Origin of the sequence: Clostridium sartagoforme AAU1 (genome assembly GCF_000401215.1) — a bacterium.
In the GTDB taxonomy this organism is placed as follows: Bacteria; Bacillota; Clostridia; order Clostridiales; family Clostridiaceae; genus Clostridium; species Clostridium sartagoforme.
Map to the genome: position 1 here is coordinate 1 of NZ_ASRV01000055.1, position 9,815 is coordinate 9,815.

12 protein-coding genes are annotated in these 9,815 nt (G+C 31.8%); all 12 read right to left on the bottom strand.

The features are described from left to right. Positions 1–295: hypothetical protein (locus tag A500_RS21630; RefSeq protein WP_198010571.1), on the bottom strand; the 295-nt coding region annotated here is incomplete at its 3' end. Positions 296–309: 14 nt separating this feature from the next. Further along, complete coding sequence (locus A500_RS21635) at positions 310–981, bottom strand: collagen-like protein (RefSeq protein ID WP_198010572.1); 672 nt, start codon at positions 979–981, stop codon at positions 310–312. A 30-nt stretch (positions 982–1,011) separates the two neighbouring features. Beyond that, positions 1,012–2,655 carry a DNRLRE domain-containing protein gene (locus tag A500_RS04925; protein ID WP_016206481.1) on the bottom strand — a complete coding sequence of 548 codons (1,644 nt, stop codon included), beginning with the start codon at positions 2,653–2,655 and terminating at the stop codon, positions 1,012–1,014. A gap of 172 nt (positions 2,656–2,827) precedes the next feature. Then, entirely contained in the window at positions 2,828–3,622 is a 795-nt protein-coding gene (locus A500_RS04930) for an RnfABCDGE type electron transport complex subunit B (protein ID WP_016206482.1), read from the bottom strand. Positions 3,623–3,634: 12 nt separating this feature from the next. Continuing rightward, on the bottom strand, positions 3,635–4,213 hold the full coding sequence (gene rsxA / locus A500_RS04935; protein WP_016206483.1) for an electron transport complex subunit RsxA: 579 nt from the start codon (positions 4,211–4,213) through the stop codon (positions 3,635–3,637). Positions 4,214–4,227: 14 nt separating this feature from the next. Next, positions 4,228–4,947 (bottom strand): RnfABCDGE type electron transport complex subunit E, encoded by a 720-nt coding sequence (locus A500_RS04940; RefSeq protein WP_016206484.1) that lies wholly within the window; start codon positions 4,945–4,947, stop codon positions 4,228–4,230. 17 nt (positions 4,948–4,964) lie between these two features. Continuing rightward, positions 4,965–5,630, bottom strand: coding sequence for an RnfABCDGE type electron transport complex subunit G (locus tag A500_RS04945; protein ID WP_016206485.1), 666 nt, complete (start codon positions 5,628–5,630; stop codon positions 4,965–4,967). A gap of 8 nt (positions 5,631–5,638) precedes the next feature. Next, positions 5,639–6,529, bottom strand: a complete 891-nt coding sequence (locus A500_RS04950; protein ID WP_016206486.1) for an RnfABCDGE type electron transport complex subunit D — start codon at positions 6,527–6,529, stop codon at positions 5,639–5,641. A gap of 30 nt (positions 6,530–6,559) precedes the next feature. Further along, positions 6,560–7,483, bottom strand: a complete 924-nt coding sequence (locus tag A500_RS04955) for a 4Fe-4S dicluster domain-containing protein (RefSeq protein WP_016206487.1) — start codon at positions 7,481–7,483, stop codon at positions 6,560–6,562. A gap of 247 nt (positions 7,484–7,730) precedes the next feature. Beyond that, positions 7,731–8,654 carry a tetratricopeptide repeat protein gene (locus A500_RS04960; protein WP_016206488.1) on the bottom strand — a complete coding sequence of 308 codons (924 nt, stop codon included), beginning with the start codon at positions 8,652–8,654 and terminating at the stop codon, positions 7,731–7,733. Between the two features lie 106 nt (positions 8,655–8,760). After that, the gene (locus A500_RS04965) at positions 8,761–9,003 is read right to left on the bottom strand and encodes a hypothetical protein (RefSeq protein WP_016206489.1); all 243 of its coding nucleotides are present in this window, start codon (positions 9,001–9,003) and stop codon (positions 8,761–8,763) included. Between the two features lie 18 nt (positions 9,004–9,021). After that, a partial coding sequence (locus A500_RS04970) for an SEC-C metal-binding domain-containing protein (RefSeq protein ID WP_016206490.1) occupies positions 9,022–9,815 on the bottom strand: 794 nt, incomplete at its 5' end.

The window sequence follows — 9,815 nt, forward strand, 5'->3', positions numbered from 1 at the left end:
CGGTTATTCCTGTTGTTCCTGTTACCCCGGTTGCTCCCGTTATTCCTGTTGCTCCTGTTGCTCCCGTTATTCCTGTTACTCCCGTTGATCCGGTTGGTCCTGTTACTCCTGTTATTCCGGTTGCTCCTGTTGCTCCTGTTATTCCTGTTGCTCCCGTTGCTCCGGTTATTCCTGTTGCCCCAGTTACGCCTGTCACTCCAGTTACTCCCGTTGCTCCGGTTATTCCTGTTGTTCCTGTTACTCCCGTTGATCCGGTTGGTCCTGTCGCTCCTGTTAATCCTGTTACCCCAGTCAATCCTGTTGCCCCCGTTACCCCGTTGATCCGGTTGGTCCTGTCGCTCCTGTTAATCCTGTTACCCCAGTCAATCCTGTTGCCCCAGTTACACCTGTCACTCCCGTTGCTCCTGTTGCTCCCGTTACTCCCGTTGATCCGGTTGGTCCTGTCGCTCCTGTTAATCCTGTTACCCCAGTCAATCCTGTTGCTCCCGTTATTCCTGTTGCCCCAGTTACACCTGTCACTCCCGTTGCTCCTGTTACCCCGGTTGCTCCTGTTGTTCCTGTTGCTCCAGTACTACTTATATTATCTTTTACGATTACCATTGTAGCTTTTACTGGAACTATTGTAGAATAAAATGCTGTCCCATTACTCAAATTTATTAGTGACATTGTTACAGGTTCTGATATAACATCTATTATACCTATTCCTACAACCTCTCCTGTTTTAATTGGAGAATTACCTTCTAAAAGATCTCCCTGTGATGATGATAGTGCAAAAATTGCTCCATTAGTAGAACTTACTGATTGAGTTGCGACCCACCAATTAACAACATATCTTCCAACTTCATTAAATGTTATTGCACCTGTTGCACTATTGTAAGATATATTACCTGATGAATATACAACCGATTCAAATAATACATTTTCTCCATCTATCACACTTCCGGTAGATAATCTTTCTATTTGTAAAATAATATTACCCATCTTAACCTCCTCTGCATAATATTAGATATTTTATAAAGCTACCTCTGTAATTACTATATTTGCTTGTATTGGAGTATTTCCATACATAACAGTAGCGCCAGTATTATTAATTAATCTTACTGTTGATGGAATTGATGAAATAGTTATTAGTGCACTTCCATTTAACTGCCCAGTTACTATTGGAGATACACTTGGTATTACACCACCACCATTGACTTGTAAATCAAATCTAACAAAGGTAGATGGTTCTGCTCCATCTGTAGCAATCCACCAAGTCACATAGTAGTTTCCTGTAGCATTAATAGTAAATTCACCAGTAGCTGAATTATAGCTAATATTAGAGCTTTGATCATTAAAATTATTAAATAATACAGTTGCTCCATTTAAAATTGTGCTTGCACTTCTACCTAGAAGTTGTGCACTTATTCCTCTTAGCTGCATTGCAGCTCCGGTTGCACCTGTTGCTCCTTGTGGGCCTTGTAGCCCTTGTGGACCTTGTAGTCCCTGTACTCCCTGCGGTCCTTGTACTCCTTGTACTCCTTGTACTCCTTGTGGTCCCTGTGGCCCTTGTGCACCTGTTGCTCCCGTTGCTCCTGTTACTCCTTGTATTCCCTGTGGACCTTGTACCCCAGTTGCTCCTGTTAGCCCTTGAATTCCTGTTGCTCCTGTTGCTCCTGTTGCTCCTGTTGCTCCTGTTGCTCCTGTTGGTCCTTGAATTCCTTGTGGACCTTGAATTCCTGTTGCTCCTGTTGGTCCTTGAATTCCTTGTGGGCCCTGTAAACCTTGCACCCCTTGAATTCCTTGTACTCCTTGAGGTCCTTGAATCCCTTGAATTCCTTGTACTCCTTGAGGTCCTTGAATCCCTTGTACTCCTTGTGGTCCTTGTGGACCTATTGGACCTTGAATTCCTTGTGGCCCTTGCGCTCCTGTTGCTCCCGTTGGTCCTTGAATTCCTTGTGGCCCTTGCGCTCCTGTTGCTCCTGTTGGTCCTTGAATTCCTTGTAGCCCTTGCGCTCCTGTTGCTCCTGTTGGTCCTTGAATTCCTTGTAGCCCTTGCGCTCCTGTTGCTCCCGTTGGTCCTTGAATTCCTTGTGGCCCTTGCGCTCCTGTTGCTCCCGTTGGTCCTTGTGGGCCTGTTGGTCCTGATATTGGTGTGTAGCTTATACTTAAATATGGCCAATTATTACTCCTACTTGATGCAAAATATACATTCCCTTGTGAACAACTTATTGCTATGGTCAAACCATAGTTTGGGAATATTCCATTAATCCATCCTACTACTAACTCTCTTATATTAATACTAATATAATTTTTAATATCACTATTTCTAATTGTTCTGTTTATTCCAGTATATACAACTCTAGGTGCTGTAGCAGCTGTAACTATATTCACATTATAGTCTTGTAAATTTCTATATATTTTTAAATTTATACTGTTACAATTTATAAAACATGCAGACGTAATAAATAGATTCAAATTACTATCAACGATATAAATTGGTTCGTTAAATTCGTTAAAATTAAATTTTATTAAAGTTCTAAATTCTCCTGATAAATTCATGCATTTATCGCGGTGGTATCCTACTGCTAAAAAAGGTAAAGCAGAAAAATTTCTGTTTTTTAATCCACTAAAAATAAAAGTATCATCTGAGGTATATATATTTCTATAAAGCAATTATAGCACCTCCTAATCATTTGCTTATTACATAATATTCATAAGTCATAATATGTTTACAAATTGTGATACTTTTTAATCTTTATAATTTTATACTTTCATAAATCTTCATTCTTAAACAAAAAATGTCTTATTGATGATAAAGTTTTATACATCAATAAGACATTTTTTATTAATTAATTGATAATTTTATTGCTCCTGTCGGACATTTTTTAGTACATATTTGGCAGTTTATACATTTAGCATAATCTACTTTAGCTAAGTTATTTACTACATGAACCGCATCCTTTGGACAGTTTCTTTCACACAGCTTACATCCTATGCAAGCCGCTGAACAATTTTCTTTAACATGTCTTCCTATCTCAATATTATTACATTCCACTCTTACTTTTTTTGAAATAGGAACTGATTCAATAAGTCCTTTTGGACAAATATTTATACAAGCTCCACAGTTCGTACATTTATCCACATTAACCTTAGCAATACCATTAACTATTTCTAAGGCATCAAATTCACAGACATTAACACAACTACCAAGTCCTAAGCAACCATATGAACAAGATTTAGAACCTCCTCCTATCATAAGAGAAGCTGTTAAACAATCAGTAACCCCTTCTAAATCGTATCTAACCTTGGCGGAGTCACAATTACCATTACACTTTACAAAAGCAGTCATTTTTTCAGTTAAATCTACCTTTATACCTAAAACCTCACCTATATCTTCTGCTGTTTTAACACCACCTACAGAGCACAAATTTGGTTTTGCGCCTTCCATTACAATGGCCTCTGCATAAGCATCACATCCGGCAAAACCACATCCCCCACAGTTTGCGCCTGGAAGACATTCTCTTAATTTTGGTATTTTAGGATCAACCTTTACTTCAAAGGCTTTTGATGCAAAACCTAATAATATTCCAAAAACTAATCCCAGAATTCCTAAGCTTAAAGTTGCATTTAAAATATTCATACTAAATCCTCCCTAGTGAATTAATCCTTGGAATCCTAAAAAGGCAATTGACATTAAAGCTGCTGTGAATAATGTAATTGGCAAGCCTTTTAGAACTACTGGTATATTTTCATTATTATCTACTCGCTCTCTTATAAATGCTAGCAATACTATAGATAACATATATCCTGACGCAGCTCCTACTCCATTAACTATTGATTCTATAAAACTATATCCTTCTTGTATATTTAATGTTGCTACTCCTAACACTGCACAGTTTGTTGTTATAAGTGGCAAGTATATCCCAAGTGCCTTATGAAGAGCTGGAGATAGTTTTTTCATAGCCATTTCAACAAACTGAACTAATGCAGCAATAACTAGTACATTGGCTATTGTCTTAAGATATTCAAGGTCTAAATTTACTAATATAATATTATATACAAGCCATGACATTATAGATGCTAATGCCATAACAAACATTACCGCAAGTCCCATACCTATAGCCGCATCTTTTTTCTTTGAAACCCCAAGGAATGAACATATTCCTAGGAATTTTGAAAGGACAAAGTTATTTACCAGCATTGCTGATATAAAAATTATAAACAATTCCATTAGTTGCACCCCTCTTAGCTTTTAGATTTATTTTTATCTACTATTTCTATTTTGCTTTCATCTCCACATGATCCTGTTCCACATCCTGAACAGCTTCCGCAACTATGCTCTAGAACTTTTACCTTTTCGCCTGTCTTATACGCTTTTCTAATATTATAAGCATTTAAAACTACCATAAGGCCACCTAATGTAAAAAATGCTCCAGGAGCTAATATCATTATTGATGCTGGCTTAAAGCTTTCAGGTAATATTTGCATTCCAAGTATTTGACCTGCTCCCAACATTTCCCTAAAAGTTCCAATTAACAATAATGCGATTGTAAAACCAAGTCCCATTCCAATGGCATCAAAAATAGAAGGTAATATTGAGTTTTTTGATGCATACGCCTCTGCTCTTCCTAATATTATACAATTAACAACTATTAAAGGTATAAAAATTCCAAGAGAAGCATATAGACTAGGTACATATCCTTGCATTAACATGTCAATTATTGTAACAAATGATGCTATAACTACTATATATGCTGGTATTCTAATTTTATCTGGTACTAATTTTCTTATTGCCGAAATCATCATATTTGAAAATATCAATACCACGGTTGATGCTAATCCCATACCTAATGCATTTTTTGCATTTGTTGTAACTGCAAGAGTTGGACACATAGCCAAAACTTGGACAAAAATCGGATTTTCTGTAATTATCCCATTTTTTAATCTTTCAATTAACTTATTCATTGCTTTCCTCCTAATTATTATTGATTTTCACTAGCTGATGTATCTGCATCTGTATTTTTTTGAGGAGCTGTTTCTTCACTACTAGCTGATGTGTTTGCATCTGTATTTTCTTGTGGCGCTATTTCTTCTCCCTTTATATTTTTTAAATAGAAGGTGATAGCTTCATTTACTGCTGTTACTGATGCTCTACTAGAAACTGTAGCTCCAGATATAGCCTCTACTTCATTATCTTTATTAGGAGTTATTTTAACTAATTCTAAGTAACCATTTGCAGGCTTATCCTTAAATCTTGAGGTAAATTTTTCTTCTGAAATTTTAGCTCCAAGTCCAGGTGTTTCACTATGTGAAAGTACCTTAATACCTGAAATCTTACCATCATTTGATATACCTATTACAAAATCCACGGGACCATGAAACCCCTTTGTAGTAACTTTAATAACATGTCCAACAACATTATTTTCATTTAAGGCTTCATATATTTCTTTTACATTGCCCTCAGTATCTAAGTTATTAATATCCTGAATGCTACTAGCTTGTGGTAATATGTAATTTAAATCTTCTTTACTTACTTTTGAATTTTCTATAATAGCTTCTTTAGTTAAATTGTTAGCAACTCCAAGTAATAATCCTGCAATCATTGTTATAATTAGAAGGATTCCTCCTAGCTTAAAATTTTCTTTCATAATTATACTTAAGCCTCCTTCTTAATTTTTATTTTTTTAGTTGTAAGATATTCTATAAGAGGAGTAAATAAATTAGTTATTATAATTGCATAATAAGGTCCTTCCGGATTGTATCCTTTTACAGAAATAATAGATGCACAAATACCGGCTATTAACCCAAATACATATTGTCCTATTTTGGTCATTGGAGTTGTTCCATAATCTGTAGTCATAAATATAGCCGCTACAAAAAATGCTCCAGGAAGTAATATATCTTTTTCAAAGTAATTATACATAAGCATTGCTGACATTATGAATACTATAGGTCCTCTTAAGCTTATTCTGCCTCTTAATACTAAATAAAGTCCACCAATACATAAAGCTAATATTGAAACTTCTCCTATGCTCCCATTTGCTTGTCCAACAATCTTACTTATTAATGATACCGATTCTTGAGAAACTTCTGATGCTGCAGATGTTGCATCAGCTACTGGCTTAGCCATTACTCCTGCCCAAGATGCAATTAAAAATGCCTTTGATGATGCTGCTGGATTCATAAAGTTCTGGCCAAGTCCTCCAAAAAACTGTTTAACAACTATTGTTGCAAATATCGATGCTATAATTGGTATCCATAATGGAACGTACGTTGGCATAATAAAGGATATAATCATACCTAAAACTATGGGGCTTAAATCTGTAATAAATCGTCTTTTCCTTACAAATTTATTCCAGAGTCCTTCTGATATAATACTAGTTATAATGGTTGCAGCTATTATTTTTAAAGCATCTATTTTATAAAAATAGATTCCTGCACATATTGCTGGGATTAAAGCAATAATAAAGTCAATCATTATTTTATTAATTTTGTTACCATTTTTAATATGTGGTGCTGGTGATATTTTCAATTTTCTGTTTTCCACACTTTTCACTCCTATTCAGATTTTCTATTGCTATTTAAATGTTTTTGCAGTTTTTATACTTTGCGCAATCTCTATTTTAGATGGACATACAAAACTACATAAACCACATTCAATACACTTTTCTCCTCCAAACTTTATAAACTCATCTTTTTCTTTCATTTTATAAAGTTCTACTAGTTTTATAGGATTTAACCCTTCTGGACATGCTCTTAGACATTTTCCACACCTTATACAACTATAAGCTTCCTCTGATGGTGAATCTTTTTCTGTTAGAAATAATATTCCATTTGAATTCTCATTTATAGGTAAATCTAAATCATATATAGGCGTTCCATTTATACTTCCCCCATCAATGACTTTTTTAAGCAAACTATAATTCCCTTTTAAGTTTTCAAATACTTCTCTATATGTAGTCCCATTTTTTATAGAAATAACTTTTCCACCATCTACAGCATTACCATGAATAGTTGTTAGTATTTCTACTTCCTTTTTATTCAAAGCCTGTCCAAGTGTTACGATTTCCATTAAATCGTAAATAGCAACGTCATTTTTTGATTCTCCATATGCCTTAGATATTAATTTATTTTTATATAAATCAGTTACAGAGGAGACTCTTATAACATCGCCATATGTTTTTAACTCTTCTTGGATATATTTATCTTTTCCATCTACTACAAACTTAATTTCTGATTTTAGCTTAATTTTTTCTATTCCTTTTTTTAAATCTTCTTTTCTCTCTTTAATTATTACACCATATCCATTTAAATTAGGTTGAAAACTAAAAGCTTTTATTATTACTTTCTTACTACTTTTCTCAAAAATTGAAAATACTTTTTTTTCACTTTCTTCTAAACTCAAATTTTCTTTATCAATTGATAATTTTAATATTTTAGTATCTGGTATCGTAAATAATTTATTGTAAATATTTACATTATTAAAAAGATTACTTAACACTACACAAACCTCCAATTTTGTCAAGGTATTATATACCATATTATCCGTATATTTTAACAGTTACGATTTTATATTACCATAAATACAGCTATCTCACAACTTTTGTAATTTATTTAACAAAGGTTTTAATGAAAATTTTAAAACTTCTATATAATATACTAAAAACTCTTGATAAATTTATTAAGTTAACTATTAAATATACCTATTGATAGTTACTTTTTTAACATAAAAATAAGAAAGTAAACTACTATAGCTTACTTTCTAAATATTCATTATATTCTTGTAGACTTCTTACTGCTTCTAATTCTTTATCTTCAATCATATATTCAAAAAACATATCATTAAGTTCTATGCTATTTACTAAATCCTTAAAAGATTTATTTAGTTCTCCTATATTAGCATAAAAACAACTTCTATTATAATATAAAAAACTTGAATCTTTATTATTTTCTATTCCTTTTGTAATTATTTCTATAGCTTTATTAAACTCATTATTTTCTCTATATAATATAGATAAGTTTAGATAACTATACGGATAATATGGGTTTTCATCTATAGATTTTTCATAATATCTTTTGGATTCTTCTTGATTTATGTTTTTAAGTAATACTCCCATATTAAATAAAATTCTAAAGTTATTTGAATCTATGTCTAAAGCTTTAGTCATATAATTTAATGCCTTTTGATATTCTCCAAGTTCCTCATAAATACACCCTAAATTAGCATTTGCCCATAAATCATCTGGAACAAGCTCTAATGTTTTATTGTAATAGTTTATAGCATTTTGCTTATCACTTATTTCATCATAAGCATTGGCTAAATAGAAATATGCTCTATTGTATTTATTATCTAACTCAATAGCCTTTTTATAATAATCTATAGCATCTTCTAGGAATCCGTCTTCATCATATAAAACACCTAAACCATAATATGCTCTTGCATCATTTTTCTCTAATTTTATAACCTCATTATATTTTTCTTCTGAAAGCTCCTTGTATCCTAATTTATCAAATAAAATAGCCATATCTAAAATAAGTTCTATATCTCTTTTACCTTCTAAAAAACTATACGCTTTTTTATAAAACTTTAAAGCTTTTACATATTCTTTTTTTGTTACAAAATCTCTGCCTATATTTATATAGTTTTCGAAAAGATATCTATTATCTTTCATTTTAAACCTCATTTATTAAACAAAATTTTTTATACCATTTATTATTACATTAAAGAAAAATACTTCTATAATTATTATAAAGATTATAACAATTATTATACTCATATTAAAAAATATGGACGCAGAAGCTAAAAAAATGTAATATAGATCCTTCTAAAGTTACAATTTCTCCAAACCACTTCGAAAACACCTTTATATTATTTATTTTATCCATTCCAAAATCACTATTTAATACTGAGAAACTTTCAACAATAAATTTCAGTAATATTAAATCCTTTTTTATCGCTACAGTTATTCCAAGTATGAACTCCAAAGCTCCCCACAATAATATCAAATATTTAAAAATCATATTATAAACTCCCCTTTTTTATTTACCACAACATTTTTTATACTTTTTATTACTTCCACAAGGGCATATATCATTTCTTCCTATACTATTTTCCTTTTTGATTGTTTTCTTCTTATTTTCTATTTCTCTTTCAGAATGTCCTTTTAATGTCCACCTTTTAACATTCATTGCTAACTTTTTTAACTCTTCTTTAAGTATCTCTTTTTCTTCTTCACTTTCTATTTCATATGCTTCTAAGAAAATTTCAATTGCTTCAAACAATGGTGCTTCATTTTTTATAGCTATAGAAAAACTTTCTATCTCTTCTTTTAATATCTTTTTATCTATTACAAAAAGCTCATTCAATACCTTTTCTAATTTATTTCCTTCTTTATTTTCTTCTATATAATCTGGCTTAGATGCTTTAAACAATGTTTTTTTATCAAAGCTCATGAAATTCACATCTGAATTCTTATTTCTTTCTTCAATTATAAACATAGGATCTTCAACATCTATATGATAAATTATATCTTCTTCAACTTGATAATCAAAGCCTAATTCTTCTCCATCTAAAAGTAATTTTTTAATTTTATCAATACTAATATCATATTTATATACATCTATTATAAATTTACATAAGTCTTGTATAGTTAATACTCCATAAAAATATATAATTCCTGCTGAAATTTCTATAACTTCTGAATTTATTTTTGAATTTAATTTTAGCTTATTATTAAATTTATTTTTTATTATATCACATAACTCTTTAGGGATTACAGCATACAGTTTTCCTTCACTTACTGATGTGAACATTATTCCTCTATTTCTAAAAT